Origin of the sequence: Streptomyces sp. NPDC001714, assembly GCF_042892755.1 — a bacterium.
In the GTDB taxonomy this organism is placed as follows: Bacteria; Actinomycetota; Actinomycetes; order Streptomycetales; family Streptomycetaceae; genus Streptomyces.
Genome location: NZ_JBIAUL010000024.1, coordinates 72,365 through 88,161, shown reverse-complemented (window position 1 = coordinate 88,161; position 15,797 = coordinate 72,365). Strand labels below are relative to the sequence as shown.

Annotated in this window: 17 protein-coding genes; all 17 read left to right on the top strand. The window is 69.2% G+C overall.

Annotation, left to right across the window (positions count from 1 at the left end; genetic code table 11):
• Positions 1–248 precede the first annotated feature (248 nt).
• Positions 249–473: a 50S ribosomal protein L31 gene (gene rpmE, locus ACFY0P_RS43535; RefSeq protein ID WP_030049623.1), complete on the top strand. Its 225-nt coding sequence runs from the start codon at positions 249–251 to the stop codon at positions 471–473.
• A gap of 112 nt (positions 474–585) precedes the next feature.
• Positions 586–1,662, top strand: a complete 1,077-nt coding sequence (gene prfA, locus ACFY0P_RS43530; RefSeq protein WP_388926956.1) for a peptide chain release factor 1 — start codon at positions 586–588, stop codon at positions 1,660–1,662.
• Between the two features lie 39 nt (positions 1,663–1,701).
• Positions 1,702–2,547 carry a peptide chain release factor N(5)-glutamine methyltransferase gene (prmC, locus tag ACFY0P_RS43525; protein WP_388926953.1) on the top strand — a complete coding sequence of 282 codons (846 nt, stop codon included), beginning with the start codon at positions 1,702–1,704 and terminating at the stop codon, positions 2,545–2,547.
• 88 nt (positions 2,548–2,635) lie between these two features.
• Positions 2,636–3,283: an L-threonylcarbamoyladenylate synthase gene (locus tag ACFY0P_RS43520; protein WP_388926950.1), complete on the top strand. Its 648-nt coding sequence runs from the start codon at positions 2,636–2,638 to the stop codon at positions 3,281–3,283.
• Positions 3,280–3,969 (top strand): protein-tyrosine-phosphatase, encoded by a 690-nt coding sequence (locus ACFY0P_RS43515; RefSeq protein ID WP_388926947.1) that lies wholly within the window; start codon positions 3,280–3,282, stop codon positions 3,967–3,969. Before ACFY0P_RS43520 ends, ACFY0P_RS43515 begins: the two co-directional genes overlap by 4 nt.
• 200 nt (positions 3,970–4,169) lie before the next feature.
• Complete coding sequence (gene glyA, locus ACFY0P_RS43510; RefSeq protein ID WP_388926944.1) at positions 4,170–5,414, top strand: serine hydroxymethyltransferase; 1,245 nt, start codon at positions 4,170–4,172, stop codon at positions 5,412–5,414.
• 150 nt (positions 5,415–5,564) lie between these two features.
• A complete protein-coding gene (locus tag ACFY0P_RS43505) occupies positions 5,565–6,998 on the top strand; it encodes an MraY family glycosyltransferase (RefSeq protein WP_388926941.1) in 1,434 nt (477 codons plus the stop codon).
• A gap of 302 nt (positions 6,999–7,300) precedes the next feature.
• Positions 7,301–7,732: a hypothetical protein gene (locus tag ACFY0P_RS43500; RefSeq protein ID WP_388926938.1), complete on the top strand. Its 432-nt coding sequence runs from the start codon at positions 7,301–7,303 to the stop codon at positions 7,730–7,732.
• A 210-nt stretch (positions 7,733–7,942) separates the two neighbouring features.
• On the top strand, positions 7,943–8,779 hold the full coding sequence (gene atpB / locus ACFY0P_RS43495; RefSeq protein WP_388926935.1) for a F0F1 ATP synthase subunit A: 837 nt from the start codon (positions 7,943–7,945) through the stop codon (positions 8,777–8,779).
• Positions 8,780–8,851: 72 nt separating this feature from the next.
• A complete protein-coding gene (gene atpE / locus ACFY0P_RS43490) occupies positions 8,852–9,103 on the top strand; it encodes an ATP synthase F0 subunit C (protein ID WP_093499060.1) in 252 nt (83 codons plus the stop codon).
• A gap of 37 nt (positions 9,104–9,140) precedes the next feature.
• Positions 9,141–9,686, top strand: a complete 546-nt coding sequence (locus ACFY0P_RS43485; RefSeq protein ID WP_384556546.1) for a F0F1 ATP synthase subunit B — start codon at positions 9,141–9,143, stop codon at positions 9,684–9,686.
• Positions 9,683–10,498 carry a F0F1 ATP synthase subunit delta gene (locus tag ACFY0P_RS43480; protein ID WP_388926931.1) on the top strand — a complete coding sequence of 272 codons (816 nt, stop codon included), beginning with the start codon at positions 9,683–9,685 and terminating at the stop codon, positions 10,496–10,498. Before ACFY0P_RS43485 ends, ACFY0P_RS43480 begins: the two co-directional genes overlap by 4 nt.
• A 132-nt stretch (positions 10,499–10,630) precedes the next feature.
• Complete coding sequence (atpA, locus tag ACFY0P_RS43475) at positions 10,631–12,223, top strand: F0F1 ATP synthase subunit alpha (RefSeq protein ID WP_388926928.1); 1,593 nt, start codon at positions 10,631–10,633, stop codon at positions 12,221–12,223.
• Positions 12,224–12,244: 21 nt separating this feature from the next.
• Entirely contained in the window at positions 12,245–13,165 is a 921-nt protein-coding gene (locus tag ACFY0P_RS43470) for a F0F1 ATP synthase subunit gamma (RefSeq protein WP_388926925.1), read from the top strand.
• The gene (gene atpD / locus ACFY0P_RS43465) at positions 13,165–14,601 is read left to right on the top strand and encodes a F0F1 ATP synthase subunit beta (protein ID WP_388926922.1); all 1,437 of its coding nucleotides are present in this window, start codon (positions 13,165–13,167) and stop codon (positions 14,599–14,601) included. Before ACFY0P_RS43470 ends, atpD begins: the two co-directional genes overlap by 1 nt.
• 134 nt (positions 14,602–14,735) lie before the next feature.
• On the top strand, positions 14,736–15,110 hold the full coding sequence (locus ACFY0P_RS43460; protein ID WP_181805896.1) for a F0F1 ATP synthase subunit epsilon: 375 nt from the start codon (positions 14,736–14,738) through the stop codon (positions 15,108–15,110).
• A gap of 130 nt (positions 15,111–15,240) precedes the next feature.
• Positions 15,241–15,687 carry a DUF2550 domain-containing protein gene (locus ACFY0P_RS43455; RefSeq protein ID WP_388926919.1) on the top strand — a complete coding sequence of 149 codons (447 nt, stop codon included), beginning with the start codon at positions 15,241–15,243 and terminating at the stop codon, positions 15,685–15,687.
• Positions 15,688–15,797 lie beyond the last annotated feature (110 nt).

Genomic DNA, 15,797 nt, shown 5'->3' with positions numbered 1-15,797 from the left:
GAGCTGCAGTGGTCCCACCCGAAGGGGCGCGGGGAACTGCGCGACCAGCCCCCACCCACCCGCACTCGCACACGACGAAAGCGTGGCACCCCCGTAGGCGCACCCTCCTCCCCGCCCCGGAATAAAGATCAAAGCCCCCCGGTTTTGGGAGATACGGCCAGCCCTGGCAGACTGGTACGTCGGCCCCGGTTCACGCCCCGCAAGCCCGCGGCAGCGACCCGGTGCCCTCCCGATATCTAGGAGACACCTTGAAGCGCGAGATCCACCCCGAGTACGTCGAGACGCAGGTCAGCTGCACCTGTGGCGCGTCGTTCACCACCCGTAGCACGATCACCAGCGGCACCATCCGTGCCGAGGTCTGCTCCGAGTGCCACCCGTTCTACACGGGCAAGCAGAAGATCCTCGACACCGGTGGCCGTGTGGCCCGCTTCGAGGCCCGCTTCGGCAAGGCTGCCGCCGGCTCCAAGAAGTAGCGAGCCCCATATCGCCGGTCCACGGTCACGCCCCGACGAGGGCGTGCCCGGGACCGGCGTTTTTGGTCGCCCGCCTTCCCTTCCCACGCCGTAGCAGTATCAGGAGCCCAAAATGTTCGAGGCCGTCGAGGAACTCGTCGTCGAGCACGCAGACCTGGAGAAGAAGCTCGCCGACCCGTCGGTCCACGCCGACCAGGCCAACGCGCGCAAGCTGAACAAGCGCTACGCCGAACTCACCCCGATCGTCGCCACGTACCGCTCCTGGAAGCAGACCGGCGACGACATCGAGACCGCGCGTGAACTGGCCGCCGACGACCCCGACTTCGCCGCCGAGGTCAAGGAGCTGGACAAGCAGCGCGACGAGCTCACCGAGAAGCTGCGCCTGCTGCTCGTCCCCAGGGACCCGTCCGACGACAAGGACGTCATCCTGGAGATCAAGGCCGGGGCGGGCGGAGACGAGTCCGCGCTGTTCGCCGGTGATCTCCTGCGCATGTATCTCCGGTACGCCGAGCGCGTCGGCTGGAAGGCCGAGATCATCGACTCCACCGAGTCCGAACTCGGCGGCTACAAGGACGTCCAGGTCGCCGTGAAGACCAAGGGCGGCAACGGCGCGACCGAGCCCGGCCAGGGTGTCTGGGCGCGGCTGAAGTACGAGGGCGGGGTGCACCGCGTGCAACGCGTGCCGGCCACCGAGTCGCAGGGCCGTATCCACACCTCGGCCGCCGGGGTGCTCGTCACGCCGGAGGCGGAGGAGGTCGACGTCGAGATCAACCCGAACGACCTCCGGATCGACGTCTACCGGTCCTCCGGGCCCGGCGGACAGTCCGTCAACACCACCGACTCCGCCGTGCGCATCACGCACATCCCCACCGGAGTGGTCGCCTCCTGCCAGAACGAGAAGAGCCAGCTGCAGAACAAGGAGCAGGCCTTGCGTATCCTGCGCTCCAGGCTGCTCGCCGCGGCACAGGAGGAGGCGGAGAAGGAGGCCGCCGACGCCCGCCGCAGCCAGGTCCGCACCGTCGACCGCTCCGAGAAGATCCGCACGTACAACTTCCCGGAGAATCGCATCTCGGACCACCGCGTGGGCTTCAAGGCGTACAACCTGGACCAGGTCCTGGACGGCGACCTCGACGCGGTGATCCAGGCCTGCGTCGACGCGGACTCGGCCGCCAAGCTCGCGGCCGCGTAAGGCCGTACGCACGTACGAGTTACGACACGGAGGACCAGCGTGAACCTGCTGCTCGCGGAGGTGGCCCAGGCCACCCAGCGGCTGGCCGACGCCGGCGTGCCCTCGCCGCGCAACGACGCGGAGGAGCTCGCCGCGTTCGTGCACGGCGTGAAGCGGGGCGCGCTGCACTCCGTCAAGGACTCCGACTTCGACGCCCGCTACTGGGAGGTCATCGCCCGCCGGGAGCAGCGCGAGCCGCTCCAGCACATCACCGGGCGGGCGTATTTCCGGTACCTCGAACTCCAGGTGGGTCCCGGTGTGTTCGTGCCGCGTCCCGAGACCGAGTCCGTCGTCGGCTGGGCCATAGACGCCGTGCGCGCCATGGACGTGGTCGAGCCCCGCATCGTGGACCTGTGCACCGGTTCCGGCGCCATCGCGCTCGCCCTCGCCCAGGAGGTCCCGCGCTCGCGCGTGCACGCCGTGGAGCTGTCCGAGGAGGCGCTCCAGTGGACCCGCAAGAACATGGCGGGCTCCCGCGTCGACCTGCGCCAGGGCGACGCCCTGGACGCCTTCCACGACCTCGACGGCCATGTCGACCTGGTCATCTCCAACCCTCCGTACATCCCGCTCACCGAGTGGGAGTACGTCGCCCCCGAGGCCCGCGACTACGACCCGGAGCTGGCCCTGTTCTCCGGCGAGGACGGCCTCGACCTGATCCGGGGCATCGAACGCACCGCGCACCGGCTGCTGCGCCCGGGCGGCGTCGTCGTCATCGAGCACGCCGACACCCAGGGCGGCCAGGTGCCGTGGATCTTCACCGAGGAGCGGGGCTGGGCCGACGCGGCCGACCACCCGGACCTCAACAACCGCCCCCGCTTCGCGACCGCCCGCAAGGCGCTGCCGTGAGCACCCCGCAGACTGTTTCCCGGCAGACCCGGGAGTCCCGGAATTCCCGGACGTACGTGTACTTCGTGTACGAGGAGGCCCGCTAGACATGGCACGGCGATACGACACCAATGACGCGACCGACCGCGTGACGGGTCTGCGCGAGGCCGCGTCCGCCGTCCGCCGGGGCGAACTGGTGGTGCTGCCGACCGACACGGTGTACGGCATCGGCGCTGACGCGTTCACCTCGGAGGCGGTCGCCGACCTCCTCGACGCCAAGGGCCGGGGCCGCAACATGCCCACCCCCGTGCTGATCGGGTCCCCGAACACGCTGCACGGTCTCGTCACCGACTTCTCCGAGCTGGCCTGGGAGCTGGTCGACGCGTTCTGGCCGGGCGCCCTCACGCTGGTCGCCAGGCACCAGCCGTCCCTGCAGTGGGACCTGGGGGACACCCGGGGCACGGTCGCCGTGCGCATGCCACTCCACCCGGTCGCCATCGAGCTGCTCACCGAGGTCGGCCCGATGGCCGTCTCCTCCGCCAACCTCACCGGCCACCCGGCCCCGGAGAGCTGTGACGCCGCGCAGGAGATGCTCGGCGACTCCGTCTCCGTGTACCTCGACGGCGGTCCGACCCCCGGCAACGTCCCCTCGTCGATCGTCGACGTCACCCGCGAAGTTCCGTTGCTGCTGCGCGCGGGCGCGATCTCGGCGGAGGAGCTGCGGAAGGTCGTACCCGACCTTGAGGTGGCGAATTGACAGCCCCTGACGCGGGGCGTGGCATAGGCAACGGGGAAAGCGCGGCGGAGATCACGACGACGTTCGTGGGGCTGCCGCGCGACAGCTTCCGCATCCTCCACGTCAGCACCGGCAACGTGTGCCGCTCGCCGATCACCGAGCGGCTGACCCGCCATCTCGTGACGGACCGGCTCGGCGCCTTCCTCGGCGGCGGGCTGGTCGTGGAGAGCGCGGGCACCTGGGGCCACGAGGGCGCGCCCATGGAAGCAAACGCGGAGGCCGTCCTCGCCGACTTCGGCGCGGACGCCTCCGGTTTCGTGGGCCGCGAACTGCTCGACGAGCACGTGATCCGCGCGGACCTTGTCCTCACGGCCACCCGTGACCACCGTGCCCAGGTCATCTCCATGGGCCACTCGGCGGGCCTGCGCACCTTCACGCTGAAGGAGTTCACCCGGCTGGTCCGCGCGATAGACCCGGCGACCCTGCCGCCGACGTCGGAAGGCGTGGTCGTCCGGGCACGTGCGCTGGTCCGTGCGGCGGCGGCGCTACGCGGGTGGCTGCTGGCACCCACGGCGGAGGCGGACGAGGTCTACGACCCGTACGGCGCCCCGCTGCCGTTCTTCCAGTCCATCGGCGACGAGATACACGAGGCGCTGGATCCGGTGGTCACGGCGCTGACCGGGGTACCGGCGCGGAGTGCCTCGTAAGACGCGTGTGGTGCGGCGCCCCGTAAGGGGCGCGGCGAACTGTGTGAGCAACCCCCACGCACCCGCAGCCGCGCGACCGGCCGCTACCACCCCTCCGGTGGCGAAACTCCCGGAACCACGGTCGTACGCGTAAACCGCGCGACCACCCCATACCGGGCCTACATTGGACATACGTCACCGTCGACCGCCCGGAGCCCCTCATGTCGGTCACCCCTGCCCTCCTCGAGGGCGATCTGCTGCGGCGGCAGGATCCGGAGCTGGCCGAGATCCTGCTGGGCGAGCTCGCGCGGCAGTCGACGTCCTTGCAGCTGATCGCCGCCGAGAACTTCACCTCCCCGGCCGTGCTGGCGGCGCTGGGGTCGCCGCTCGCCAACAAGTACGCCGAGGGGTATCCGGGCGCCCGGCACCACGGCGGCTGCGAGATCGTGGACATGGCCGAACGGCTCGCCGTCGACCGGGCCAAGGCCCTGTTCGGCGCCGCACACGCCAATGTGCAGTCCCACTCGGGGTCGTCCGCCGTACTGGCCGCGTACGCCGCCCTGCTGCGGCCCGGGGACACGGTGCTGGCTCTCGGGCTGCCCTACGGCGGTCATCTCACGCACGGCTCGCCGGCCAACTTCTCCGGCCGCTGGTTCGACTTCGTCGGGTACGGGGTGGACGCCGAGAGCGGGCTCATCGACCACGACCAGGTGCGGGCACTGGCCCGCAGCCATCGGCCCAAGGCGATCGTGTGCGGGTCCATCGCCTACCCCCGCCACGTCGACTACGCCTTCTTCCGCGAGGTCGCCGACGAGGTGGGTGCCTATCTGATCGCCGACGCCGCCCATCCCATCGGGCTCGTCGCCGGCGGTGCCGCGCCGAACCCGGTGCCCTACGCCGACGTCGTGTGCGCGACGACGCACAAGGTGCTGCGCGGGCCGCGCGGCGGGATGCTGCTGTGCGGTGCCCCCGAGCTGGCCGAGCGGCTCGACCGGGCCGTGTTCCCGTTCACGCAGGGCGGCGCGCAGATGCACACCATCGCCGCGAAGGCGGTCGCGTTCGGGGAGGCGGCAACACCGGCGTTCACGGCGTACGCCCATCAGGTGGTCGCCAATGCGAGGGTTCTCGCGGCCGGTCTGGCGGAGGCGGGGCTGGTCGTCACGACGGGGGGCACGGACACGCATCTGATCACGGTCGACACCGCACCGCTGGGGGCCGAGGGGAAGGCCGCCCGGGGGCGGCTCGCGGCCGCCGGGATCGTGCTGGACTGCTGCGCCCTGCCGCACGGCGACGCGCGGGGGCTGCGGCTGGGCACCGCCGCCGTCACCACGCAGGGCATGGGGGAGGCGGAAATGACCCGGATCGCGGCGTTGCTCGCGGGCGTGGTGAGCGGTGTCACGGACGCGGGCAGGGCGCGTGACGAGGTGCGTGAGCTCACCGGTAGATTTCCGCCGTATCCCGGGTGAGACGGGGTAAGCGCAGCCTCGTGCACCCGGTCGTACGCCTGGCTCACAGCCTTGCGTGCAACCATCGTCGCTACCCGGAAGTCCCCATACATATGCGTCCCTCGCTAGGGTGTGGGGCTGTGATGGCCAGCGAGACATGTGGGGAAGCCTGTGCGTGAATACCTGCTGACGCTCTGCATCACGGCCGCGGTGACGTACCTGCTGACAGGGCCGGTACGGAAGTTCGCGATCGTGGCAGGGGCCATGCCGGAGATCCGGGCACGTGACGTGCACCGGGAGCCCACTCCGCGGCTCGGCGGGATCGCGATGTTCTTCGGCCTGTGCGCGGGCCTGCTGGTCGCCGACCACATGTCCAACCTCAACGAGGTCTTCGCGAAGTCGAACGAGCCGCGGGCGCTGCTCTCCGGTGCGGCGCTGATCTGGCTGATCGGTGTGCTCGACGACAAGTTCGAGATCGACGCGCTGATCAAGCTGGGCGGTCAGATGATCGCCGCGGGCGTCATGGTCATGCAGGGTCTGACGATCCTGTGGCTGCCCGTCCCGGGCGTCGGCAACGTGGCCCTGACGCCGTGGCAGGGCACGCTGCTGACGGTGGCGCTGGTCGTCATCACGATCAACGCGGTGAACTTCGTCGACGGCCTGGACGGCCTGGCCTCCGGCATGGTGTGCATCGCGGCCGCGGCGTTCTTCCTGTACGCCTACCGAATCTGGTACTCGTACGGGATCGAGGCCGCCGCACCGGCGACGCTGTTCGCCGCGATCCTGATGGGCATGTGCCTGGGCTTCCTGCCGCACAACATCCATCCGGCGCGGATCTTCATGGGCGACTCGGGCTCGATGCTGATCGGGCTGGTGCTGGCCGCGGGCGCGATCTCGATCACCGGTCAGGTCGACCCGGACGTGATGAACCTGTTCGCCGGGTCCGAGCGCAACGCCGTGCACCAGACGGTGCCGGTCTACATCCCGCTGCTGCTGCCGCTGACCATCATCGCGGTGCCGGCCGCCGACCTGGTGCTGGCGATCGTGCGGCGCACCTGGCGCGGCCAGTCGCCGTTCGCGGCGGACCGCGGCCACCTGCACCACCGGCTGCTGGAGATCGGCCACTCGCACAGCCGGGCCGTGCTGATCATGTACTTCTGGTCGGCGCTGATCGGCTTCGGCACGCTGGCCTACTCGGTGAACTCGGCGTCCATGTGGATCGTGCTCGGCGTGGCGTTCCTCAGCGCGGTCGGCCTGGCGCTGCTCCTGCTGCCGCGGTTCACGCCGCGGGCCCCGATCTGGGCGCAGGCCTTCGTGCCGCCCCGCTACCGGCGCCGCGGGGCCGTCCAGCCGGCCGAGGAGCCGGCGGCGGCAACCGCCCAGGTCGCGTCCTGCGTTGTGGGGGAGGAGCCGGAGGAACCGGAGAAGCCCGGCGACGAGCACCGCTCCCCGGTGACCGCCGGAGCGGCCCCGGTGAACGGCCCGGTGAACGGCTCGGCGGCGCCCTCGGTGAACGGCGCGGCCGCGGCCTCGGTCAACGGCGCGACCGCCCTCGGCGCCCGTTCGCGCTTCCTGGACCGGCGCACCTCCGAGACCTCCCGCTGACCCTGCCAAGGTAAGAATCTGACTAGAGCATTGCCAAGTCGTGGGGGACCAAAGCCACCCAATACCAGACACAACGGCACGGTTTCCGCTCAGACGCGCAGGTTCACTCTCATGTGTGACAGTCAGCACACCTACGAGGTAAAGACCTCATCAAATAGTTTGTGATACGGTTCACGAGAACCCCGGACAGAGTCGAAGGACCCGACTGCGACGGTCCGTCAGCGTGAGGTCTTCGACCCTCCGACCGGGACTACGCTCGTCCATGACGACACCTGCCCCCCTGTGAAAGCGGAGTTGCCGCCATGCCGTCCAATGACGCCCGGAACCTGGCCCAGGCCGCCGTACCAACGGCTGCCGTCGGCGTGCTCGCCGCCGTCGTCAGCGGGGTGGTCGCGGGCGGCAAGGGGGCGATCGGGGCGCTCGTCGCGACGGTGATCGTGATCCTCTTCATGGGGATCGGTCTCTACGTCCTGCAGCGCACCGCGAAGTCGTATCCCCAGCTGTTCCAGATGATGGGCCTGATGCTCTACGCGGCCCAGCTGCTGCTGCTGATCATCTTCATGGCCGTGTTCAAGAACACGACGCTGTTCAATCCCCGGGCCTTCGCCATCGTGCTGGTGGTCGCCACGCTCACGTGGATCACCGCACAGACCCGTGCCCACATGAAGGCCAAGATCCTCTACGTCGAACCCGACAAGGCCGACAAGGCCGAGAAGACCGGGCATTCCTCGTGAGAGGTAGGGCCGGGATAAAGGCGCACGAGAGATGCTGCTATCGTCCGGTGCCAACTGCGGCATCGCGGGCGCGGGCATCTGAGCTGCCGCCTGCTCAATCGCGAGGCGAGATGCCCCCCAGCCGCCCCCACATCCGTTACACCAGTCCCGTGCCGAACCGCGGCCCCGCGCCGCGCCGACACAACGAGGTTGCCGTACCCATGCGCCACGATGAAGGAGCCCGCGGTGAGTGCTGACCCGACGCAGACGCTCGCTTTCGACACGAGCTGTCACCTGTTCGACGGGTGTGGCTTCCCGGCTCCGGGCCTCCACTCGTTCCTGTTCAAGCCGATCTTCGGCGACGCGGACAGCAACCTGTACTTCAACAAGACGATGCTGCTGGCGCTGCTCGGGTCGATCATCATCGTGGGCTTCTTCTGGGCCGCCTTCGCCAAGCCGAAGGTCGTCCCGGGCAAGCTCCAGATGATCGCCGAGACCGGCTACGACTTCGTCCGGCGCGGAGTGGTCTACGAGACCATCGGCAAGAAGGAAGGCGAGAAGTACGTTCCGTTCGTCGTCTCGCTGTTCTTCTTCATCTGGATGATGAACCTCTGGTCGATCATCCCGGTCGCCCAGTTCCCGGTCACCGCGATCATCTCGTACCCCGCGGCCCTGGCCGGCATCGTCTACATCACCTGGGTCGCGCTCACCTTCAAGCGCCAGGGCTTCGTCGGCTTCTTCAAGAACGTCACCGGCTACGACAAGACGCTGGGCGCGGTGCTGCCGCTGTCCATGACGATCGAGTTCTTCTCGAACCTCATCGTCCGGCCGTTCACCCACGCCGTACGACTCTTCGCGAACATGTTCGCCGGGCACACCCTGCTGCTGCTCTTCACGATCGCCAGCTGGTACATGCTGAACGGCATCGGCATCGCCTACTCCGGTGTCTCGTTCGTCATGGTCCTCGTGATGACCGCCTTCGAGCTCTTCATCCAGGCTGTCCAGGCGTACGTCTTCGTACTGCTGACCTGCAGCTACATCCAGGGCGCGCTCGCCGAGCACCACTGAGCCGTCCCAACCACCACCCAGTCATCCGGTGGCCAACCCCCACCGGTCCTTGAAAGAGAAGGAAGAACCGGCATGTCCGCTCTTGCGCAGGCCACCCTCGCCGCCACCCAGATCAAGGGCAACCTCGGCTCGATCGGTTACGGCCTCGCCGCGATCGGCCCGGGCGTCGGCATCGGCATCATCTTCGGCAACGGCACGCAGGCGCTCGCCCGTCAGCCCGAGGCTGCCGGCCTGATCCGCGCCAACCAGATCCTCGGCTTCGCCTTCTGTGAGGCGCTCGCCCTGATCGGTCTGGTCATGCCGTTCGTCTACCCGACCTCCTGACCCGACCGTCGCGCACCATTAGACGAAAGGCACTGATATGAGCCTCTTGGTTCAGCTGGCGGCGGAGAAGCCCGAAAACCCTCTCATCCCGCCGGTCCCAGAGCTCGTCATCGGCCTCATCGCCTTCGTCATCGTCTTCGGCTTCCTCGCCAAGAAGCTCCTTCCGAACATCAACAAGGTTCTGGAGCAGCGCCGCGAGGCGATCGAGGGCGGTATCGAGAAGGCCGAGGCCGCGCAGACCGAGGCCCAGAGCGTCCTCGAGCAGTACAAGGCGCAGCTGGCCGAGGCCCGGCACGAGGCCGCGCGCCTGCGCCAGGAGGCTCAGGAGCAGGGCGCCACGCTCATCGCCGAGATGCGCGCCGAGGGCCAGCGGCAGCGTGAGGAGATCGTCGCCGCCGGTCACGCCCAGATCGAGGCCGACCGCAAGTCCGCCGCGCAGGCGCTCCGTCAGGACGTCGGCCACCTGGCCACCGACCTGGCCGGCAAGCTGGTCGGCGAGTCCCTCGAGGACCACGCCCGGCAGAGCCGCGTGATCGACCGCTTCCTCGACGAGCTTGAGGAGAAGGCCGAGGCGGCGCGATGAACGGAGCGAGCCGCGAGGCCCTGGCAGCCGCACGTGAGCGTCTCGACGCGCTGACGGACTCCACGTCCGCGGACGCGACGCGGCTCGCCGACGAGCTGGCGGCCGTCACCGCGCTGCTCGACCGCGAGGGCGGCCTGCGCCGGGTCCTCACCGACCCGGCACAGGCCGGCGAGGCCAAGGCCGAGCTGGTCCGGCGCCTGATCGGCGGCCAGGTCTCCGAGACCACCGCCGACCTGGTGTCCGGCCTGGTCCGGTCCCGCTGGTCGCAGCCCCGCGACCTGGTGGACGCGTTGGAGGAGCTGGCGAACACCGCCGACCTCACCGCCGCGGAGAAGTCCGGCACGCTGGACGACGCCGAGGACGAGCTGTTCCGGTTCGGCCGGATCGTCTCCTCGAACACCGAGCTGCGCGCCGCGCTCACCGACCGCAAGGCCGGTGCCGCCGCGAAGACCGAGCTGCTGCACCGGCTGCTCGGCGGCCGCGCCAAGCCGGTCACCGAGCGTCTGGTCACGCGCCTTGTGACCGCGCCGCGGGGACGTAGCCTGGAGGCGGGCCTGGAGGCCCTGTCGAAGCTGGCCGCGGAGCGCCGCAACCGCGTCGTCGCCGTCGTCACCTCGGCGGTTCCGCTGAGCGAGCCGCAGAAGCGACGCCTGGGCGCCGCCCTCGCGAAGCTCTACGGCCGCACGATGCACCTCAACCTCGACGTCGACCCCGCGGTCGTCGGCGGGATCCGGGTGCAGGTCGGTGACGAGGTCATCAACGGTTCCATCGCGGACCGGCTGGAGGACGCGGCCCGCCGCATGGCGAGCTAGCACCCCGGTACACGAGAAGAGCAGTACGTACTCACGACGGCCCTGGTTGGGCCGTACAAGAAGAATCCTGGGGGTCGCCCCCAGACCCCCCAAGTGAAACTTCGGGCCCAACAAGGAGAGCAGGGAACCCAGATGGCGGAGCTCACGATCCGGCCGGAGGAGATCCGGGACGCGCTGGAGAACTTCGTCCAGTCGTACAAGCCGGACGCGGCCTCGCGCGAGGAGGTCGGTACGGTCACCCTTGCCGGCGACGGCATCGCGAAGGTCGAGGGTCTGCCCTCGGCCATGGCCAACGAACTGCTGAAGTTCGAGGACGGCACCCTCGGCCTCGCGCTGAACCTGGAAGAGCGCGAGATCGGCGCCATCGTCCTCGGTGAGTTCAGCGGCATCGAGGAGGGTCAGCCGGTGCAGCGCACCGGTGAGGTCCTCTCCGTCGCGGTCGGCGAGGGCTACCTCGGCCGCGTCGTCGACCCGCTCGGCAACCCGATCGACGGCCTCGGCGAGATCGAGACCGACGGCCGCCGCGCCCTCGAACTGCAGGCCCCCACGGTCATGCAGCGCAAGTCGGTGCACGAGCCGATGGAGACCGGCTACAAGGCCGTCGACGCGATGACCCCGGTCGGCCGCGGCCAGCGTCAGCTGATCATCGGCGACCGCCAGACCGGCAAGACCGCCCTGGCCGTCGACACCATCATCAACCAGCGCGACAACTGGCGCTCGGGCGACCCGAAGAAGCAGGTCCGCTGCATCTACGTCGCCATCGGCCAGAAGGGCTCCACCATCGCGTCGGTCCGCCGCGCGCTCGAGGAGAACGGCGCGCTGGAGTACACGACCATCGTCGCCGCCCCGGCGTCCGACCCGGCCGGCTTCAAGTACCTGGCGCCGTACACCGGCTCGGCCATCGGCCAGCACTGGATGTACGCCGGCAAGCACGTCCTGATCATCTTCGACGACCTGTCGAAGCAGGCCGACGCCTACCGCGCCGTGTCGCTGCTGCTGCGCCGCCCGCCGGGCCGTGAGGCCTACCCGGGTGACGTCTTCTACCTGCACTCCCGTCTCCTTGAGCGCTGCGCCAAGCTCTCCGACGACATGGGTGCCGGCTCGATGACCGGTCTGCCGATCGTCGAGACCAAGGCCAACGACGTCTCGGCGTTCATCCCGACCAACGTCATCTCCATCACCGACGGCCAGTGCTTCCTGGAGTCGGACCTCTTCAACGCCGGTCAGCGCCCCGCGCTGAACGTCGGTATCTCCGTCTCCCGAGTCGGTGGTTCCGCGCAGCACAAGGCGATGAAGCAGGTTTCGGGCCGGCTCCGCGTGGACCTCGCTCAGTTCCGTGAGCTGGAGGCGTTCGCCGCCTTCGGTTCCGACCTGGACGCCGCGTCGAAGTCGCAGCTGGAGCGCGGTCAGCGCATGGTCGAGCTGCTCAAGCAGGACCAGTACCAGCCGATGTCCACCGAGGACCAGGTCGTCTCCGTCTGGGCCGGCACCACCGGCAAGATGGACGAGGTGCCGGTCGCCGACATCCGCCGCTTCGAGCGCGAGCTCCTCGACTACCTGCACCGCAAGGAGTCGGGTCTGCTGGCCTCCATCCGCGAGGGCGGCAAGATGTCCGACGACACCCTCACGGCCGTCGCGGACGCGATCGCGGAGTTCAAGAAGCAGTTCGAGACGAGCGACGGCAAGCTGCTCGGCGAGGACACTCCTGCCGCTGCCGCCAAGTGACGTAAGGAAGGGACCTGACTCATGGGAGCCCAGCTCCGGGTCTACAAGCGTCGCATCCGATCCGTCAGCGCGACCAAGAAGATCACCAAGGCGATGGAGATGATCGCCGCCTCGCGCGTCGTCAAGGCGCAGCGCAAGGTGGCGGCCTCCACGCCGTACGCGACCGAGCTCACGCGCGCGGTCACGGCGGTCGGTACGGGGTCGAACACCAAGCACCCGCTCACCACGGAGGCGGAGAACCCGGTCCGTGCCGCGGTCCTGCTCCTGACGAGCGACCGCGGTCTGGCCGGTGCCTTCAACTCCAACGCCATCAAGGCGGCGGAGCAGCTGACCGAGCGCCTGGAGCGCGAGGGCAAGGAGGTCGACACGTACATCGTCGGCCGCCGCGGTGTCGCCCACTACAACTTCCGTGAGCGCAAGATCGCGGAGTCGTTCACGGGCTTCACCGACGAGCCGTCGTACGCGGACGCCAAGAAGGTGGCGGCGCCGCTGATCGAGGCCATCGAGACGCCGACCGAGGACGGCGGTGTGGACGAGCTCCACATCGTCTACACCGAGTTCGTGTCGATGATGACCCAGACGGCGCTCGACGACCGGCTGCTGCCGCTGAGTCTCGAAGAGGTCGCGGAGGAGAGCGCCGCCAAGGGCGACGAGATCCTCCCGCTGTACGACTTCGAGCCCTCGGCGGAGGACGTCCTCGACGCCCTGCTGCCGCGCTACGTGGAGAGCCGCATCTACAACGCGCTGCTCCAGTCGGCCGCTTCGAAGCACGCCGCCACGCGGCGCGCGATGAAGTCGGCCACCGACAACGCGGGCGAGCTGATCAACACGCTCTCCCGTCTTGCCAACGCGGCCCGCCAGGCCGAAATCACCCAGGAAATCAGCGAGATCGTCGGTGGCGCCAGCGCCCTGGCCGACGCGACCGCGGGGAGTGACCGATAATGACCACCACTGTTGAGACCGCGACGGCTACGGGCCGCGTCGCCCGGGTCATCGGCCCGGTCGTCGACGTGGAGTTCCCCGTCGACGCGATGCCGGAGATCTACAACGCCCTGCACGTCGAGGTCGCCGACCCGGCGAACGCGGGCGAGAAGAAGATCCTGACCCTGGAGGTCGCCCAGCACCTGGGCGACGGCCTGGTCCGCACCATCTCCATGCAGCCCACCGACGGTCTGGTCCGCCAGGCCCCGGTCACCGACACCGGCAACTCGATCACGGTGCCGGTCGGCGACTTCACCAAGGGCAAGGTGTTCAACACCCTCGGTGAGGTGCTGAACGTCGACGAGCAGTACGAGGGCGAGCGCTGGGGCATCCACCGCAAGGCCCCGAACTTCGACGAGCTCGAGTCGAAGACCGAGATGTTCGAGACCGGCGTCAAGGTCATCGACCTGCTCACCCCGTACGTCAAGGGCGGCAAGATCGGCCTGTTCGGCGGCGCCGGCGTCGGCAAGACGGTGCTCATCCAGGAGATGATCTACCGTGTCGCCAACAACCACGACGGTGTCTCCGTGTTCGCCGGTGTCGGTGAGCGCACCCGTGAGGGCAACGACCTCATCGAGGAGATGACCGACTCGGGCGTCATCGACAAGACCGCCCTCGTCTTCGGTCAGATGGACGAGCCCCCGGGCACCCGTCTGCGCGTCGCGCTGGCCGGCCTCACCATGGCCGAGTACTTCCGTGACGTCCAGAAGCAGGACGTGCTGTTCTTCATCGACAACATCTTCCGCTTCACGCAGGCCGGTTCCGAGGTCTCCACGCTGCTCGGCCGCATGCCCTCCGCGGTGGGCTACCAGCCGAACCTGGCCGACGAGATGGGTCTCCTCCAGGAGCGCATCACCTCGACCCGTGGTCACTCGATCACCTCGATGCAGGCGATCTACGTTCCCGCGGACGACCTGACCGACCCGGCCCCGGCCACCACCTTCGCCCACCTCGACGCGACGACGGTTCTGTCCCGTCCGATCTCCGAGAAGGGCATCTACCCGGCCGTGGACCCGCTGGACTCGACGTCCCGGATCCTGGACCCCCGCTACATCGCGGCGGACCACTACAACGCGGCCATGCGCGTGAAGACGATCCTGCAGAAGTACAAGGACCTGCAGGACATCATCGCGATCCTCGGTATCGACGAGCTCGGCGAGGAGGACAAGCTCGTCGTCCACCGTGCCCGTCGCGTGGAGCGCTTCCTGTCCCAGAACACCCACGTCGCCAAGCAGTTCACCGGCGTCGACGGTTCGGACGTCCCGCTGGACGAGTCGATCGCGGCCTTCAACGCGATCTGCGACGGCGAGTACGACCACTTCCCGGAGCAGGCGTTCTTCATGTGCGGTGGCCTGGAGGACCTCAAGGCCAACGCCAAGGAGCTGGGCGTCTCCTGAACCCCGTGAGTTCCTCCGAACTCATTGTGTTCTTCGTGTGAGGGGGCGGGCGCGTCCCGCCCCCTCACGCACGCCTACTAGAATTGACCCCAACACCCGGCGCCCCTGCCGGGTGGTGACCCGAGGAGCCACCCTTGGCTGCTGAGCTGCACGTCGAGCTCGTCGCCGCGGACCGCCAGGTCTGGTCCGGCGAGGCCACCCTGGTCGTCGCGCGCACCACGTCCGGCGACATCGGCGTCATGCCCGGTCACCAGCCGCTGCTCGGTGTGCTGGAGTCGGGCCCGGTGACCATCCGTACGAGTGATGGTGGAACGGTCGTCGCCGCGGTGCACGGCGGTTTCATCTCGTTCGCGGACAACAAGCTCTCGCTGCTGGCCGAGACCGCCGAGCTGTCGGACGAGATCGACGTCCAGCGCGAGGAGCGTGAGCTGGAGCGCGCGAAGGCGGAGGGCGACGCCACTGCCGAGCGGCGCGCCGACGTCCGTCTGCGGGCGGCGACCGCGCGCTGACAGACTGCGCGTATGCGTTGACGTAACTCAGCCGCGGCTGGGACCGGAGCCACTCCGGACCCAGCCGCGGCTGAGGTAGATCTGGGTCTTTTTACGTTCCATTACCTAGGAGACGGGGAGGTCGGTGCCGATGGTCCTCGCTCTGACTGTGGCCGGAATCGTGGTCGCGCTGGTGGTGGTGGGACTCTTCCTCTTCGGCCTGCGCCGCAGACTGATCCAGCGCTCCGGCGGCACCTTCGACTGTTCGCTGCGCTGGGACGTCCCCGAGAAGACGGACACCAGCGGCAAGGGCTGGAGCTACGGTGTCGCCCGCTACAACGGCGACAGCGTCGAGTGGTACCGCGTCTTCTCCTACGCCTACCGCCCCCGCCGGGTCCTGGAACGCGACCGGATCGAGGTGGCCGGCCGCCGCCTCCCCGAGGGCGAGGAGGAGCTGGCCCTGCTCTCCGACGCCGTCATCCTCGCCTGCACCCACCGCGGCACCCGCCTGGAACTCGCGATGAGCGAGGACGCGCTGACCGGCTTCCTCGCCTGGCTGGAGGCGGCCCCGCCCGGACAGAGAGTCAACGTGGCCTGAAACGCGCCGGGGGGGGGGGGGGGGGGGGGGGGGGGCCGCCGCGGGGGGGGGGGGGGGGGGGGGGGGGGGGGGCCCGCGCGGGGGGGGGGGGGGCCCCCCCCCCCGGGGGG